Consider the following 14,965-nt stretch of genomic DNA (forward strand, 5'->3'; position numbering starts at 1 on the left):
CGAGCGGACCGGGCGCGCGCCGGTCAGGACTGCATGAGCGAGAGCACGTTTCCGTGCGGATCACGGAACCAGGCGACCCGTGCGCCGTCCGGCGCGGTCCACGCATCGTGCTCGTCTTGATCCATCCCGTTGTAGCGCGTGAAGTCGACGCCCTTGTCTCGGAGTCGGTCGACGGTGGCATCGAGGTCGGGTACCCGCCAGCCCAGCGCGGTGTAGCCCGTCTCCTCCCGCGACTGCACGAGCGTGATCCGCACGGGCGCTCCGCCGCCCCCATCGATCACCAGCACGAACGCATCGCGACCGAGCTTCCTGAATTTCAGGGTGTCGACGTAGAACATCTCCGAGACGTCGAGGTCCGTGCTCGGTACGAAGCTCACAAGTTGTCCTGTGATCAGCATGTCTTCCACTGTGCCCGGCACCTCCCGTCCGGGCGGCCGATTCGGCGGATTCGCCTCCCGGGTCGGGCCTGGGAACGATGCCGACCTCCGGGCCGGAACGCTAGGCTTCGATCATGAGCACCTCCGAGATCGCTACCGTTCTGGCCTGGCACGAGGCCGTCAACAGCAACGACATCGACACGCTCCTCGAGTTGTCGAGCGACGACATCGTCCTTCCCACCGACGACGACGACGCCGATCAGGGCCTCGACGAACTGCGCGAATGGGCAACGAACTCCGGCGTCACTCTCGAGCCCGGACGGATGTTCGTCCACGAGGGCATCGTGGTCGTCGAAGAACGGTCGACGTGGGGTGCGGAAGCCACGGGCGCGCCGCTCGACGAGGCGATCGCCTTCCGGGTGGTCGACGACAAAGTCGTGATGGTGGTGCGGCACAGCAGTCTCGCGGACGCATTCGAGGCGACCGGACTGACCGAGGCAGACCTGTACCAGGCGTGAGCCGGAGCACCGTGACCACGCTCATATTCCCGAGCGATCGCTAAGGTACTGTCCCGGTCGGAGAGTTCCTACGCATCGGAGTGAGGTTCGACGAGTGTCCGCTGAAGCTGTTGAGAAAAAGGGCCCGCTCGCGGGTATCCGCGTCGTGGAGTTCAAGGGACTCGGCCCCGGACCGCATGCGGCAACCCTGCTCGCCGACCTCGGCGCGGACGTCGTCATCGTGCAGCGTCCCGGCGAGATCCCGCCCGCGGGCCACCGCGACCCGATCCAGCGCAACCGTCGCGTCGTCGAGGCGAACCTCAAGGACCCGGCGGACATCGAGAAGGTGCTCGCACTGCTCGAGCGCGCCGACGTGCTGATCGAAGGCTTCCGTCCGGGCGTCACCGAACGTCTCGGCCTCGGACCGGACGTGGTGCTCGAGCGCAATCCCCGGATCGTGTACGGCCGCATGACCGGCTGGGGACAGGACGGTCCTCTCGCCAACGCCGCCGGCCACGACATCAACTACATCTCGCTGACCGGTGTGCTCCACGCGATCGGCCGGGAGGGCGAGCGGCCCGTCCCGCCCCTCAACATGGTCGGCGACTTCGGCGGCGGTTCGATGTTCCTCGTCTTCGGCATCCTCGCGGCGCTGGTCGAACGCCAGACGTCCGGTCGCGGCCAGGTCGTCGACACGGCGATGGTCGACGGTGCTCTCGCCCTGTCGCACATGATGTGGTCGTTCCGCGGCAACGGCCTGTGGTCCGACGAGCGCGGTGTGAACATGCTCGACACCGGAGCACACTTCTACGAGGTGTACGAGACCTCGGACGGCAAGTACATGGCCGTCGGTGCGATCGAACCGCAGTTCTACGCGCTCCTGTTGAAGGGTCTCGAACTCGATCCGGCCGATCTGCCGCATCAGCTCGACAAGTCCTCGTGGCCGGAGATGAAGAAGGTGTTCGCGGAGAAGTTCCTCAGCAGGACCCGCGACGAGTGGTCCGAGGTGTTCCTCGGTACCGATGCGTGCGTGACGCCGGTCCTCACTTTCGCGGAGGCGCCGCAGAACGCGCATCTCGCCGCACGGGGATCGCTGATCGAGGTCGACGGTGTCGTCCAGCACGCGCCCGCCCCGCGCTTCTCGCGCACGCCGTCGGGTGAGCCCGCCGCGCCGGCCGGCGAGGCGACCGATATCGACACGCTCTGGGTCTGACTCTTTCAGAGCTCGACCGGGGGCCCCCCCGGGGGGGGGGGGGGGGGGGGGGTTTGGGGGTCTCTCAGACGACGATCCTGGTCTCGTCTATGGGCGATCCCGCGGTGACGGCGCTGTAGGCCGCGGCAACCGAGGCCATTCCACGCCGCAGGGTGTCAGGCTCCTGGGTGTAGGGCAGCCGCACGAATCGTTCGAACGCACCCTGCACTCCGAATCTGGGACCGGCGGCGAGGAGCACCCCGTGGCTCGGTCCTGTCGCGGCGAGGGCCGTCGAGACCGGTTCGGGCATCCTCGCCCACAACGACATGCCGCCCTGCCCGATGGTGTATCTCCACGCCGGTAACCGGTCCGCGAGCGCGGCGACGAGTGCGGCGCGGCGCTCCCGCAACAGGCGGCGGCGGGCATCGAGCAGGTCCTCGACGTCCGACAGCAGGTGCGCGGCGGCAAGTTGTTCCATGACCGGCGTGCCGAGGTCCACTGCCATACGCGCTCCGGTGAGACGCACGATCAGGTCCCGGTCGGCACGGATCCACCCCACTCGCAGCCCGCCCCACAACGACTTGCCGGTCGACCCGACGGTGACGACCTGCCCTCCGAACGAGGTCGCGGCGACGGGCGGCGGTGGCGAGGCGTCCAGCCACAAGTCCACCATCGTCTCGTCCACGACGAGCGTCACCCTCGCGTCACGCATGATGCGGGTCAGTTCTGCTCGCCCGTCCGCGTCGAGACACAGCCCGGTCGGATTGTGGAAGTCCGGCACCAGGAACGCGGTGCGCGCGCCGGTCTGGCGGGCGGCACCGGCAAGTCCGTCGAGATCCCAGCCGCCGGCGGGTCCGTCTTCCGGTCGCACCGGGACCGGCACCGGACGGGTGCCGTGACGACGGATCGCTTCGAGCGCATTCGGATAGGTGGGGTGGTCGACGATCACCCGGTCGCCGGGATCGGTGAGGACGCCGAGCAGCAATCGCATCGCGTGCTGCGCACCGGAAGTCACCATGATCTGATCGGGCGTGGTGGGCAGCCCACGATCCCGGTACCGGCGTGCGATCACGTCACGGAGCGCCATGACGCCCACGGGTTCCATGCCGTGGGAGCCCAGATACGCGGACATCGATCCCAGTGCCGCGCTGTACGCCGCTTCGATGGCGGCCGCCGGGGCCGCGAGCGACGCGTTGCGGAGGTCGATCGCCTCACCGAGCACCGGCACCGACGCCGGGACCGTGGTTCGTTCGGCAGGCATCGCCACCGTGCTGCGCGCTCCCTGCCGACTGCGGAGGTACCCCGCATCGCGCAGCGCGGTGTACGCGGCGGTGACAGTGGTGCGGCTCAGCGACAGGGCCGACGCGAGTTCGCGTTCGCTGGGCAGCGCAACCCCGAGCGGTACCCGACCGTCGTGCACGAGGAGGCGGATGCCGTCGGCCAGCGCACGGTATGCCGGCCTGCGGTCCCCGGCGTCCTGCCAGTTGCCCAGATCCCGGACAAGCGAACCGGCCCCTATCGCACGCGTGATCACCGGTCCAGTATCGCCGAAAGTGGACCGATCGAGTCAGGCCAGTCGGTGAGGCAGGCCCGCAGGAGACGAACCTCAGCGACTGCGGGTGGAATGAGAACACCCATCTTCCGTTCGTTGACACGGTTGACGCAGAAGATGACGCTGGGGTTGACACGGTTGACGACCAGGAGGCTTTCGCATGGTTACCCTCGCCGAGCAACAACGTGAGCTCATGGACGAGCTCACCCGCCGCGTCCAGGACACTTTCGACCGCGCACGCGAAGCCCACGTCTCCCCCGCTGCCTTTGCAGACGTCAAGTCGATCGCTCGCGCGATGACTGCAGCACTTCCCCACGTCTACGACCAGCTCATCGGCCCGTTTTACGACACCGCGGGGCTGACACAGTGGTGGGGTGTGAGCCGCCAAGCCGTCAACAAGGCTGTAGCCACGGGCAGTGTGATCGCCTGCCAACTCGACGGCGGCGGGTGGGTCTACCCCACCTGGCAGTTCACCGACACAGGAACGGTGCACCCACACCTGCTCACTCTGTGGAGGACCCTGCGCGACGCTGCCGACCCGTGGACCCGCGCAGTCTGGCTTCGCAGCCCCCAGCCTGAGCTCGATGACCGCACTGCGGCCGACTGGATCGTCGACGGTCATCCCCTGGACGCGGCACTGGAGCTGGCCCGCGCCGACGCGCAGCGGTGGGCCGCGTGAGCAGTCGTGACACTGTCGCTCTGGGGCCGCCGACCCGGCCGCTGCGCAACTTCCCCGCCTGCGGACTCACCGTGGGGCAGCCGCTGCACGCGGGCACCGCGCCGGGAACGGCCCTTGGTGGTTCTCCTCCGACGGCGGCGGCCGCTTCGATCTGACCCCGCCACGCGGCACCTGCTACCTCGCGTACGACGAGCTCACCGCGATCCGGGAGACCGTCGGCCAGGCGCTGGCGGCAACCGGGATCATCAGCGACGAATTCGCCGCCGAACGCCAGCTCTCCACCCTGACCGTGCCACACAACCATCGGCTCGCCGACACCTGCGCGGACACGGCAGCGGACTTCGGTTCAACCAGGGAGCTTGTCACCATGACCCCATACGCGGTGCCTCAGGAGTGGGCGGCGAAGTTCGCCGCCACCACCTTCGCCGGGCTGCAGTATCAAACCTGGTTCACCACCGGGCCGAACCCCAACGCGGTCAGCCTGTTCGGGAACGCGGGAGAGGCCGACTGGCCGACCGATCCGAGTGCCGACCCGTTCGTGGCCGCTGCGCGACGGTATGACTTCACGGTTGCCAGCCCGCCGCGGTCGGTGCGCATCGTCGCGCCACCGACGACCTGATCCTGTTCCGCACCACATGGTGGCCGCTGCACACCGACGCTTGCGAGCCGCACGTCCGCCGAGGGACCGTCGAGGCTCAGCCGCGCAACCGGTTTCAGTGCGGCGCGGCCTGTGTCAGCGAATGACGTCGCGGCGCACGATCGTCTCGTCGCGGCCGGGACCGACACCGATGCACGAGATGAACGCTCCGGAAAGCTCTTCGAGACGCAGCACGTAATCCTGAGCGTTCTTCGGAAGCTCTTCGAAGGTACGGGCGTGGGAGATGTCCTCCCACCAACCGGGCATCTCTTCGTAGATCGGCTTGGCGTGGTGGACGTCGGTCTGCGTCATCGGCATCTCGTCGACACGGACCCCGTCGACGTCGTAGCCGACGCAGATCGGCACGGTGTCGAGCCCGGACAGCACGTCGAGCTTGGTGAGGAAGTAGTCGGTGATGCCGTTCACGCGGGTGGCGTAACGGGCGATCACGGCGTCGAACCACCCGGTGCGGCGCGCGCGACCGGTGGTCACACCCACCTCGCCGCCCTTCTTCGCCAGGTACTCACCGTGGTGGTCGAACAGTTCGGTCGGGAACGGGCCCGAACCGACACGCGTGGTGTACGCCTTGAGGATGCCGAGCACCGTCGTGATCTTCGTCGGTCCGATGCCCGATCCGACTGCCGCGCCACCCGCGGTGGGGTTGGACGACGTCACGTACGGATAGGTGCCGTGGTCCACGTCGAGCAACGTGCCCTGCGAGCCCTCGAGCAGAACCGTCTCACCGCGGTCGAGTGCCTTGTTGAGCTCGAGGCGGGTGTCGGTGATGCGGTGCTTGAATCCCTCGGCCTGGGTGAGGACTTCTTCGACGACCTGCTCGGGATCGAGCGCCTTGCGGTTGTAGATCTTGACGAGCACCTGGTTCTTGAACTCGAGCGCCGCCTCGACCTTCTGAGTGAAGATCTTCTCGTCGAGAACATCGGCGACGCGCACGCCGACGCGGGCCAGTTTGTCCTGGTAGCAGGGGCCGATTCCGCGCCCGGTGGTGCCGATCTTGCTCTTGCCGAGGAAGCGCTCGGTGACTTTATCGATCGCCACGTGGTACGGCATGATCAGGTGCGCGTCGGCCGAGAGCAGCAGGCGGGACGTATCGACGTCGCGCTCTTCGAGGCCGGCGAGTTCGGTGAGCAGCACGCCCGGATCCACGACGACACCGTTGCCGATGACGTTGGTGACGCCCGGGGTCAGGATGCCCGAGGGGATCAGGTGCAGAGCGAACTTGTCGCCGTTGGGCAGCACCACGGTGTGCCCGGCGTTGTTTCCGCCCTGGTAGCGCACGACCCACTGCAGACGTCCGCCGAACAGGTCCGTAGCTTTGCCCTTGCCCTCGTCGCCCCATTGGGCTCCGATCAGGACGATTGCCGGCATGTCGCGCTCTCCTCAGACAGGTGTTACGTGCGGGCGGTCTCGCCTGCAGGGTCCTGCCCTGGAACCGGACAGCAGCCGGGACCACAGTGTAGTCCACCCTGCCACGGCCTCCGGCTCCGGCACCGGTATCGGCACGATCCGGGTGGCAGCTGCAGGAGGACTCGCGGCACCGCCGCGCGTCCCACCCCCGCCCGGCGCCTTCCGATTAGAGTGGACCGAAGCCTGCAACCGTACGAACCCGACATTCGCGAGGAGTTCTGTTGACCCCGGTAGTGTTCAGATGTGGCGAGGTACCCCTGCCGCTGACTCTCACCCCGGAGACGACGCTGTCCGCTCCCGCGCTTCCGGAGAAGGACGATTTCGAGGATGTCCTCGCCCAAGCGGACTCGGTGGACAACCCCCGGCTGATCGTCGTCGGAGACGATGCCGCATTCGCCGCGACACTGACCCGGCTGATGCGCCTCGATCGGCTCGACGACATCGAACTCGCGTACGTACCCGAGTCGCGCACTCCGGCCACCGAGGCATACGGCCTGCGCAGCGGCTCGAAAGCGGCCACCATCGCATTGCGCGGTGAGGCGAAGCCGATTCCGCTGATCCGGGACGACGCCGGCATCGCGCTCGTCGGCCGGGCGCTCGTGTGTGGCGACGAGTCCGGTCTCGTCGGGGAGGCCTACGTCGACGACACCCGCCTGTTCTCCGGCACGGTGCCCGGTATCCGGGTCGAGCCCACACCGGCGATGCCGGGACTGCGCGCCGCAATCGACCGGCCGCGCTGGTTCGGCGGTTACAAGTGGCTGACGGGACGGGCGATGCAACTGGGTTCGCCCGCCGCGACCGTCACCCGCGACGGGGTCGCGAATCCCCGCCCCCTCAAACGCTCCACCTTCTACCGGCACGACAAGAACTGGCTCCTGGTGCGCTGAGCCGTCGCGCTCACATACCGGTGCGCGCGGCGATTCGACCCGAGTCGATCGCGGCGACCAGCTCCTGGTGATCGCGGACGTTCCTCTCCGCATAGGTCTTCGCGAACCCCGCAATCGCTTCGTCGAATTCGTTGCCCGATCCCAGATAGGACGCGATCGCGATGCGGTCTCCCCCGCGCGCGTGGCCGTACGCGAGGACTCGGGCGCACAGCCGTCCGTACAGCTCCATACCTCTCGGCGTCATCGCCTCCACCACCGCGGACCCCTTGCCGTCGCGCAACTGCCGGACGTAGAAGTCACGCCGGACACCGTCGACTCCGGGACCCTGCTGCCATCCGAGAAAGATGTCACTCGCGGCCTGCATGAGCCGTTGGCCGTGCACCACCCGCTCACCTTCGTTCTCGTACTGCGGCCCGTCGACGTACCCGGCAAGTACGGACCGCTGCGCTTCCTTGGCCTGCAGCACCAGCGGATCGTCGTCCCTCCCCCGCATCAGGACGATCCATGCCCGGGTGCCCACGCTGCCGACACCGACGACTTTCCGCGCGGCCTGGACGAATTCGAACTGCGCGAGCAGGGTGCGGCGATCGGATTGGAGTGTGGAGGCGTATTCGCGCAGTCGCCGATGCAGTTCGTCGTAGAGCTGCGTGGCATCGGCATCGGCGAACACTTCTTCGATCGGCACGATCAGAGGTGGCCGGCTGGTGATCGTGCGGCGCCCGTCCACGACGGAGGTCAGTTTTCCGGCCGCGTGCACGCTGTCGCTGTGTACCGACTTCTCGAGCAACTTCCGAACACGTTTTTTCATGGACGAATCGAGTTCGTCGCGGAGTTCGACCAGTTCGGTGGTCGGCTGGATCCGCGAGTACCAGACCGCGAGGTTCCCCCGCTCTGCCTGCTCGAGCATCGTTTCCCGATACTCGGACGCGCAGGCAATGGTGATGCGCCGCCGCTGCCTCCGGGTGAAGTCGTTGTCCTTCGCTGCGATCGCGAGACTGGCCGCGAGTCGTTTGACATCCCATTCGAACGGCCCGGGATAGGTCTCGTCGAAGTCGTTGACGTCGAACGCCAATTTCCTTTCGGGCGTGGCGAAGATGCCGAAATTGGACAGGTGCGCGTCGCCGCAGAGTTGGGTGGTCAGCCCGCTCGACGGGGTCCGCGACAGATCGTCCGCCATGACGAGCGCGGCACCGCGGTAGAACGCGAACGGCGACGACGCCATGCGACCGTGCCGGATGGGGACCAACTGGGGCACCCTGGTCTCCGCTTGTGTCGAGAGCAGATCGATCGGGGAACGGCGTGGATCGGCGCCGCATTCGGCGAGCGAGTCGAGGGGCGTCGAGCGTCGTGCGTGCTTCCCCTTGGCTCTCCGTGCTCGGGGATCGAGAGACACCTGGGTGTGCGTCGGAATGTCGGGTTCGGCCACGATTTCCATTCCTTTCGGGTGGCGGTCCTACCCACCCGGGGAAGTGCCGGGAGGGTTCTGACGCTGCTGCCGACGCCACTGCACCACGCCGGTCAGCACGCGGATCCCGACGGCAAGGAACACCAGATTAGCGACGATCTGGAGGGATACGACCGCTCTCGTCGAATCGGTGGTGGCCACGATGTCGCCGAATCCGACCGTGGCGAACACGGTGAGACAGAAATAGAGTGCGTCGACCCGCGAGAGCACCTCACTGAATCCCTGCGCGTTCGCAGCGGACAGCAGGTAGTAGAACGCGGCGTAACCGACGAGGTACAACGCAACAGTGGCAGCGGCCGCTTCGACGGCCTGCACCGCCGGGTAGTGCGACGCCAGTACCTTCTTGACCTGCCAGACCGCCACCGTACCCACCGCGAGAACCCCCACGACCAGGAGGAACACCGCCCCCAGGTCTCCGATACCGTCGAGCGGTGCGAGGAAGTAGACGGTCAGCAGCACAACGGCTGTCAGCAACGGCCGCACACCGGCCGACCACAACAACCTGCGGGTGGACCGGCCTCCGGCCGGTAGCGGGCCGCTCACGCGCCGCCTCCGACCCCGGTGTCACGGGTTGCCGACGCGGACACGATGTCGCCCCGCGCTGTCTACGTCGCACCCAGTGGAACGAACGGAACGATGTCGTCGCGGCCTTCGCGGACGATCGCCGCGGAACCTTCGGGCATTTCGTTCCATGCACCCGGCAAGTCCCGTATAGGTTCGGACACAACCAATCTCGCCGTCATACCGAAACGCTGGAGTGCCTCGACCTCCGGATGCAGCGAGCGCAATCGCGAGATCTCGGTGGAGTAGAACAGCGAACGTGTTTTTCCTTCGCTCGAGTAGCGGAACGCCCACACCGTGACGCCGTCCGTGGTGGCGGCGCTCATCTGCACCGGAGCGTCGATGCCGTATTGCCGGGCGAGGTGCTCGACCAGGCCCACTGCCCGCCCCACCGCGCCGAGGGGGTCTTCCCGGAGGCCGAACGTCAAGGCCAGAAAGAAGAGCACTTCCGAGTCGGTGGACCCTTCGATGTACGGGTAGAGATCCGGTTCGATGGCGAACACCAGATCCCGTTTCATCCGCTCGAATCCTTCGATGCATCCGTTGTGCATCCACAGCCAGTTCTCGTGCCGGAAGGGGTGGCTGTTGCTCCGCTGGACGGCGCTCCCGGTCGACGCCCGGATATGGGCGAACAGCAGGTGGGTGCTCACCTGCGACGCGACTTCACGAAGATTCTCGTCGTTCCACGCCGGATCGATGCCCTTGAACACCGCGGGCGTTTCGCCCAGGCCGTACCAGCCGACACCGAAACCGTCACCGTTGGTGGTTGTGGCGCCGAGATGCGAGTGCAGGCTCTGATCGATCAGCGAATGCTCCGGCTTGAACAACAAATCCTCGGCGAGAATCGGATCGCCGGAGTAGGCCATCCATCTACACATCACACCAGTGTCGCACCGGGAGTCCGCCTGTACGAGGTGATCGCGGCAGATCGGGCGGCGGGGGGGGGGGGGGCGCCGCCCCCCCCCCCCCCCCCCCCCGCGAAGCCGAGGAAGCAGCGCGGGACGAAACCGAGGTGTGAGCACGGAGCCCGCAAGTTTCGGTTAGTTTTTGCCCGCTGTGCGGGCATTTAACCACCAAGGTCAACAGACATCATCTCAGTCGCGCACCAGCGCCGCCACCGGCAGCGCTGCGAAAAGATCTGCGGGCCGGACGGTTCCGGAGAATTGCCGTCCCGAGAGCGCATCTGTCCAGGATCCGGGCGGGAGGTGGAACACCGTGTCGCCCCAGCCCGTCGCAGCGAGAGCCGCGGTATGCCGCATCGACAAGGCGAGCACATCGACGTCGTCGGCCGTCGGGCCACGGCCGAATGCCAGGACGTGCTCGGCTCCGGGCCCCGCCGCGAACAACGGGACGTACGCGCCGTCCACGAAACTCTCCGACTTCTCCCGGCGCAGCCGCAGCGCACTCTTCACGACCGTGAACTTCGCGGGCACCGAACCGGATTCGCCGAGCAAGCCCTTGCGGATCGCGAAATCGACCGGACGCCGGTTGTCTGGGTCGACGAGGGAGTCGTCCCACAGTTCCGTCCCCTGGTAGACATCGGGAACGCCCGGCCCGAGAAGCTGCAGGAGCTTCTGCCCGAGGGATGCCGCGGCGACATGCTGCTCGAGTTCGGCGACCAGTCCGGTGAGAGCCACACCGACGGGTCCGCCGCACACGGCATCGAGCCAGTCCGTGACGGCGCCCTCGAACTCCGCGTCGACCTCTGTCCACGTGGAGCGGGTGCCGTTCTCGCGCAGCGCTTTCGTGGCGTAATTGTGGAGCCGCTCGCGCAGTTCCCCGGTGACAACACCGTCGGCCGGCCACACCCCGAACAGTGTCTGCCAGAGGAACAGCCCGATGGCGGCGTCGGGCGGCGGCGCGATCGCATTCCATTCGCCGAGCCGCTGTGACCACAGGTCGGAGACCTGGGACAGCACTCCGATACGAGCGCGCACGTCCTCGCTGCGTTTGGTGTCATGTGTCGACAACGTCGTCATCGCGCGGGGAAGACGACGTGCACGTTGGGTCCAGGAAAGGTGGAATTCGGCTGCGCCGAGGGAGAAGCGGCCCGGCTGCCCGCCGACTTCCTGCAGGGACACGAGCCGGGCAGCCCGGTAGAACAGGCAGTCCTCCACCGCTTTCGCGGTTGCCGCGCCACAGACCTGGCCGAAGCGTGCGGCTGCTTCGCCTCCGGTCGCGAGCGCCGTTGTGAGCATCCGGAGGGCGGGCTCGAGGTCCGGCTTCTCCCGGGCGACCTCGCCGACGATGCGGGGGAGCATCGTGGCGAGCGGAGCATAGTCGGCGCGGTAGACGGGCACCCGCGCCGCGACCGTGGTCACCGCATCGCGCAGGACTGCGTCCGAGAGTTCCTGTGCGGAGCCGGCCGCGCCGTATCCGGCGGTGTCCTTCCGGATCGCGCGGACGAGCCGGGCCACCTCCGGAGCAAGTCCGGACCGCAGCACCGAGCACTTGAGGTCGCGTTCCTGGGAATGCAACCACGCGGCGTCCCCGTCGGAGCCGGTGTAGGTCCGGGACACCGCGGTGAGCGCCTTGTCGCCGCGGGGGTCGACGAACACCGCGGCGAGTTCGTCGAGTGCGTCGTACCCCGTGGTGCCGTCGACCGGCAACGTCATGTCGAGGGGCTCACCCTCGGCGAGGATCTTTTCGATCACCAGCCAGCGCTGCGGTCCGATCAAGGAGCGCAGGCGCTCGAGGTACGCCGACGGATCGGCGAGACCGTCGGGATGGTCGACCCGCAGGCCGTCGACGAGGTCGTCGTCGATCCACGACGCGACCTGGGCGTGCACCGCGTCGAACACCCGCGGATCCTCGACCCGCACCGCGGCCAGATCGTCCACGGTGAAGAAGCGCCGGTATCCGATCAACCCCGAATCCCAGGGCACCAGCCGGTACGCCTGGCGTGCATGGATTTCGGCCGGGGTTCCGTCGTCGGTTCCCGGTGCGATCGGGAATCGCTTGTCGTAGTAGGCGAGCACGGGTTCGTCACCCGTGCGATCCACCGTCAGTTCCTGCACCGCGTCGGCGGAACCCAGCACCGGAAGGGCGATCCGGCCGTCGGCACCGTTGTCCTCCGACCAGTCGATGTCGAAGAACGACGCGTACGCCGAGTCGCGGCCGCGCCGCAGCACGTCCCACCACCAGGCGTTCTGGCGTGGGTCGCCCACGCCCACATGGTTGGGGACGATGTCGACGATCACGCCCATTCCGCGCGAGCGCACCTCTCGTACGAGGTGTTCGAAACCCGCACGCCCCCCGAGTGCCGGCGACACTGTGGACGGATCGACGACGTCGTATCCGTGATTCGATCCGGTGGTGGCGGTGAGCAGGGGAGACAGGTACACATGCGAGATCCCGAGGCCGTCGAGATAGTCGACGATGGAGACGGCGTCGGCGAACGTGAACGCGTCACCTCGCATCTGCAGCCGGTAGGTGGACAGCAACGGGAGTGAGGTCATGCGGTCCTCCGCAGCACCACCATCGAACGTGCTTCGACCAGGATCGGCTTTCCTGCGGTGACGCTGAACTCCCGCACGCCGTCCGCGACATCGGTATCGATTGCCACGGACCATTCGTCCGCGTGCGCGCCGTCGGGAGTCACGAACTCGATCGGTTCGTGGTGGGCGTTGAAGCACAACAGGAACGAGGTGTCGACGACGCGTTGCCCGCGCTGGTCCGGTTCGGGGATGCCCTCTCCGTTGAGGAACACCGCGAGCGACTTGCCGAAACCGCTGTCCCAGTGCTCTGGGGTCATCTCTTCCCCGGAGGGAGTGAGCCACGCGATGTCGCGGGACTGGTCGCCGCTGCGGATCGGCCGGCCCTCGAAGAAGCGACGACGCCGGAACACCGGATGCTCGGTTCGCAACGCGATGACATTGCGGGTGAACGCCACCAGATCGGCATTGGCCTCCGCGAGAGACCAATCCATCCACGACAATTCGTTGTCCTGGCAGTACACGTTGTTGTTGCCGCGCTGGCTGCGCCCCATCTCGTCGCCGTGCGCGAGCATCGGGGTGCCCTGCGACAGCACCAGCGTGGCGAGGATGTTGCGCTGCTGGCGCGCCCGCAGAGTCAGGACCTCGGGATCGTCGGTCGGACCTTCTACGCCGCAGTTCCACGACCGGTTGTGCGATTCGCCGTCCCGGTTGTCCTCACCGTTGGCGTCGTTGTGCTTGTCGTTGTAGGACACCAGGTCCGCGAGTGTGAAGCCGTCGTGCGCGGTCACGAAGTTGATGGACGCGCCGGGACGCCGGCCGGTGTCCTCGTACAGGTCGGACGAGCCGGTCAGGCGGGAGGCGAATTCCCCGAGGGTCGACGGCTCGCTGCGCCAGTAATCGCGCACCGTGTCGCGGTACTTGCCGTTCCACTCGGTCCACAGGCTGGGGAAGTTGCCCACCTGGTAACCACCTTCGCCGATGTCCCACGGCTCGGCGATGAGCTTGACCTGCGAGACCACCGGATCCTGTTGCACCAGATCGAAGAACGCCGACAGCCGGTCCACATCGTGCAGTTCGCGGGCGAGCGTGGATGCGAGGTCGAACCGGAAACCGTCGACGTGCATCTCCGTGACCCAGTACCGCAACGAATCCATGATCAGCTGGAGAGTGTGGGGATGCCGGGCGTTGAGGCTGTTGCCGGTCCCGGTGTAGTCCATGTAATGGGTCTTGTCGTCGTCCACGAGACGGTAGTACGCGGCATTGTCGATTCCGCGGAAGCTGATGGTCGGCCCGAGGTGGTTGCCCTCGGCGGTGTGGTTGTACACCACATCGAGGATCACCTCGATTCCCGCTTCGTGGAACGCGCGGACCATAGCCTTGAACTCGGCAACCGCCTCGCTCGGCTTCGACGACGACGAGTACTCCGTGTGCGGGGCGAAGAACCCGAAGGTGTTGTAGCCCCAGTAGTTGCGCAGACCCTGGTCGAGGAGCACCTGGTCGTGCATGAACTGGTGCACGGGCATCAGTTCGATCGCGGTGACCCCGAGGTCGAGCAGGTGGTCGATGACGGCGGGATGGGCGAGACCCGCGTAGGTGCCGCGCAGGTATTCGGGGACGTCGGGATGCGTGGCCGTCATCCCCTTGACGTGTGCCTCGTAGATCACCGTCTCGTTGTAGGGGCGCCGGGGATGCCGGTCGTTCGCCCAGTCGAAGAACGGGTTGATCACCACCGTCGTCATGGTGTGGCCGAGGGAGTCGAGCTGGGGGAAGTCGGCGTCAGGCGCGTCCGATTCCGCGCTCTCGTCGCTGTCGGACTCCGCGTCCGTGTCCGAGGGCAGCGCGTACGAGAACAACGACGCGTCCCCGTCGAAGTCACCGTCGAAGGCCTTGCCGTACGGGTCGAGCAGCAGCTTGCTCGGATCGCACCGGTGGCCGTTCTCGGGGTCGTAGGGGCCGTGGACCCGGTATCCGTACCGCTGGCCCGGCGAGACCGTGGGCAGATATGCGTGCCACACGTAGCCGTCGACCTCTTCGAGCGGAATGCGGGTCTCGGTGCCCTCACGCGAGATCAGGCACAGTTCGACTTTTTCGGCGATTTCGGAGAACAGTGCGAAGTTCGTTCCGGCGCCGTCGTACGTCGCACCGAGGGGGTAGGCACTACCGGGCCACACAGGGATCGGCTCCGGTGTTTCTTCGCTGGTATCCGTGGGGCTGGGCTGCATGACTGCACAGTAGCCGCACTCGGGCACATGAACT

General features: G+C 67.1%; 13 protein-coding genes. 5 read left to right on the forward strand and 8 right to left on the reverse strand.

What is annotated here, in order from left to right:
* Window positions 1–23: 23 nt before the first annotated feature.
* Window positions 24–398 (reverse strand): VOC family protein, encoded by a 375-nt coding sequence (locus tag TVH25_RS02605; RefSeq protein ID WP_378528062.1) that lies wholly within the window; start codon window positions 396–398, stop codon window positions 24–26.
* Window positions 399–511: 113 nt separating this feature from the next.
* On the opposite strand from TVH25_RS02605, the gene TVH25_RS02610 reads away from it, so the two are divergent.
* Both TVH25_RS02610 and TVH25_RS02615 read left to right on the forward strand, forming a co-directional pair.
* Window positions 512–895: a nuclear transport factor 2 family protein gene (locus TVH25_RS02610; protein ID WP_422423288.1), complete on the forward strand. Its 384-nt coding sequence runs from the start codon at window positions 512–514 to the stop codon at window positions 893–895.
* A 94-nt stretch (window positions 896–989) separates the two neighbouring features.
* Window positions 990–2,087, forward strand: a complete 1,098-nt coding sequence (locus tag TVH25_RS02615) for a CaiB/BaiF CoA transferase family protein (protein WP_169619132.1) — start codon at window positions 990–992, stop codon at window positions 2,085–2,087.
* Between the two features lie 64 nt (window positions 2,088–2,151).
* On the opposite strand, the gene TVH25_RS02620 is transcribed toward TVH25_RS02615, so the two are convergent.
* Window positions 2,152–3,600 carry a PLP-dependent aminotransferase family protein gene (locus TVH25_RS02620; RefSeq protein WP_422423289.1) on the reverse strand — a complete coding sequence of 483 codons (1,449 nt, stop codon included), beginning with the start codon at window positions 3,598–3,600 and terminating at the stop codon, window positions 2,152–2,154.
* Window positions 3,601–3,778: 178 nt separating this feature from the next.
* On the opposite strand from TVH25_RS02620, the gene TVH25_RS02625 reads away from it, so the two are divergent.
* Together TVH25_RS02625 and TVH25_RS02630 are read left to right on the forward strand one after the other, a co-directional pair.
* Window positions 3,779–4,297: a hypothetical protein gene (locus TVH25_RS02625; protein ID WP_422423290.1), complete on the forward strand. Its 519-nt coding sequence runs from the start codon at window positions 3,779–3,781 to the stop codon at window positions 4,295–4,297.
* A gap of 151 nt (window positions 4,298–4,448) precedes the next feature.
* The gene (locus TVH25_RS02630) at window positions 4,449–4,916 is read left to right on the forward strand and encodes an RES domain-containing protein (protein ID WP_296550614.1); all 468 of its coding nucleotides are present in this window, start codon (window positions 4,449–4,451) and stop codon (window positions 4,914–4,916) included.
* A gap of 114 nt (window positions 4,917–5,030) precedes the next feature.
* Here TVH25_RS02630 and TVH25_RS02635 read toward each other — a convergent pair whose 3' ends face one another.
* Entirely contained in the window at window positions 5,031–6,320 is a 1,290-nt protein-coding gene (locus TVH25_RS02635; RefSeq protein WP_169619125.1) for an adenylosuccinate synthase, read from the reverse strand.
* 260 nt (window positions 6,321–6,580) lie between these two features.
* On the opposite strand from TVH25_RS02635, the gene TVH25_RS02640 reads away from it, so the two are divergent.
* Window positions 6,581–7,246 carry a hypothetical protein gene (locus TVH25_RS02640; RefSeq protein WP_206036418.1) on the forward strand — a complete coding sequence of 222 codons (666 nt, stop codon included), beginning with the start codon at window positions 6,581–6,583 and terminating at the stop codon, window positions 7,244–7,246.
* Between the two features lie 10 nt (window positions 7,247–7,256).
* Here TVH25_RS02640 and TVH25_RS02645 read toward each other — a convergent pair whose 3' ends face one another.
* The 5 genes from TVH25_RS02645 to glgX form a co-directional block, all read right to left on the reverse strand.
* The gene (locus tag TVH25_RS02645; RefSeq protein WP_422423306.1) at window positions 7,257–8,675 is read right to left on the reverse strand and encodes a DUF2252 domain-containing protein; all 1,419 of its coding nucleotides are present in this window, start codon (window positions 8,673–8,675) and stop codon (window positions 7,257–7,259) included.
* 24 nt (window positions 8,676–8,699) lie between these two features.
* Complete coding sequence (locus tag TVH25_RS02650) at window positions 8,700–9,254, reverse strand: potassium channel family protein (protein WP_422423291.1); 555 nt, start codon at window positions 9,252–9,254, stop codon at window positions 8,700–8,702.
* A gap of 62 nt (window positions 9,255–9,316) precedes the next feature.
* The gene (locus TVH25_RS02655) at window positions 9,317–10,150 is read right to left on the reverse strand and encodes a class II glutamine amidotransferase (RefSeq protein WP_240951851.1); all 834 of its coding nucleotides are present in this window, start codon (window positions 10,148–10,150) and stop codon (window positions 9,317–9,319) included.
* A 216-nt stretch (window positions 10,151–10,366) separates the two neighbouring features.
* Window positions 10,367–12,730, reverse strand: a complete 2,364-nt coding sequence (gene treY / locus TVH25_RS02660; RefSeq protein ID WP_296550274.1) for a malto-oligosyltrehalose synthase — start codon at window positions 12,728–12,730, stop codon at window positions 10,367–10,369.
* Window positions 12,727–14,931 (reverse strand): glycogen debranching protein GlgX, encoded by a 2,205-nt coding sequence (glgX, locus tag TVH25_RS02665; protein ID WP_296550272.1) that lies wholly within the window; start codon window positions 14,929–14,931, stop codon window positions 12,727–12,729. Before glgX ends, treY begins: the two co-directional genes overlap by 4 nt.
* Between the last annotated feature and the right edge of the window lie 34 nt (window positions 14,932–14,965).

The sequence above is a fragment of the Rhodococcus sp. 7Tela_A2 genome, from assembly GCF_049311045.1.
GTDB lineage: Bacteria > Actinomycetota > Actinomycetes > Mycobacteriales > Mycobacteriaceae > Rhodococcus.

Bases quoted from the DNA above. Each gene is read 5' to 3' on its own strand.
- TVH25_RS02605 (WP_378528062.1), bottom strand. From the start codon at position 398: ATGCTGATCACAGGACAACTTGTGAGCTTCGTACCGAGCACGGACCTC.
- TVH25_RS02610 (WP_422423288.1), top strand. From the start codon at position 512: ATGAGCACCTCCGAGATCGCTACCGTTCTGGCCTGGCACGAGGCCGTC.
- TVH25_RS02625 (WP_422423290.1), top strand. From the start codon at position 3,779: ATGGTTACCCTCGCCGAGCAACAACGTGAGCTCATGGACGAGCTCACC.
- TVH25_RS02635 (WP_169619125.1), bottom strand. From the start codon at position 6,320: ATGCCGGCAATCGTCCTGATCGGAGCCCAATGGGGCGACGAGGGCAAG.
- TVH25_RS02655 (WP_240951851.1), bottom strand. From the start codon at position 10,150: ATGTGTAGATGGATGGCCTACTCCGGCGATCCGATTCTCGCCGAGGAT.
- treY (WP_296550274.1), bottom strand. From the start codon at position 12,730: ATGACCTCACTCCCGTTGCTGTCCACCTACCGGCTGCAGATGCGAGGT.
- glgX (WP_296550272.1), bottom strand. From the start codon at position 14,931: ATGCAGCCCAGCCCCACGGATACCAGCGAAGAAACACCGGAGCCGATC.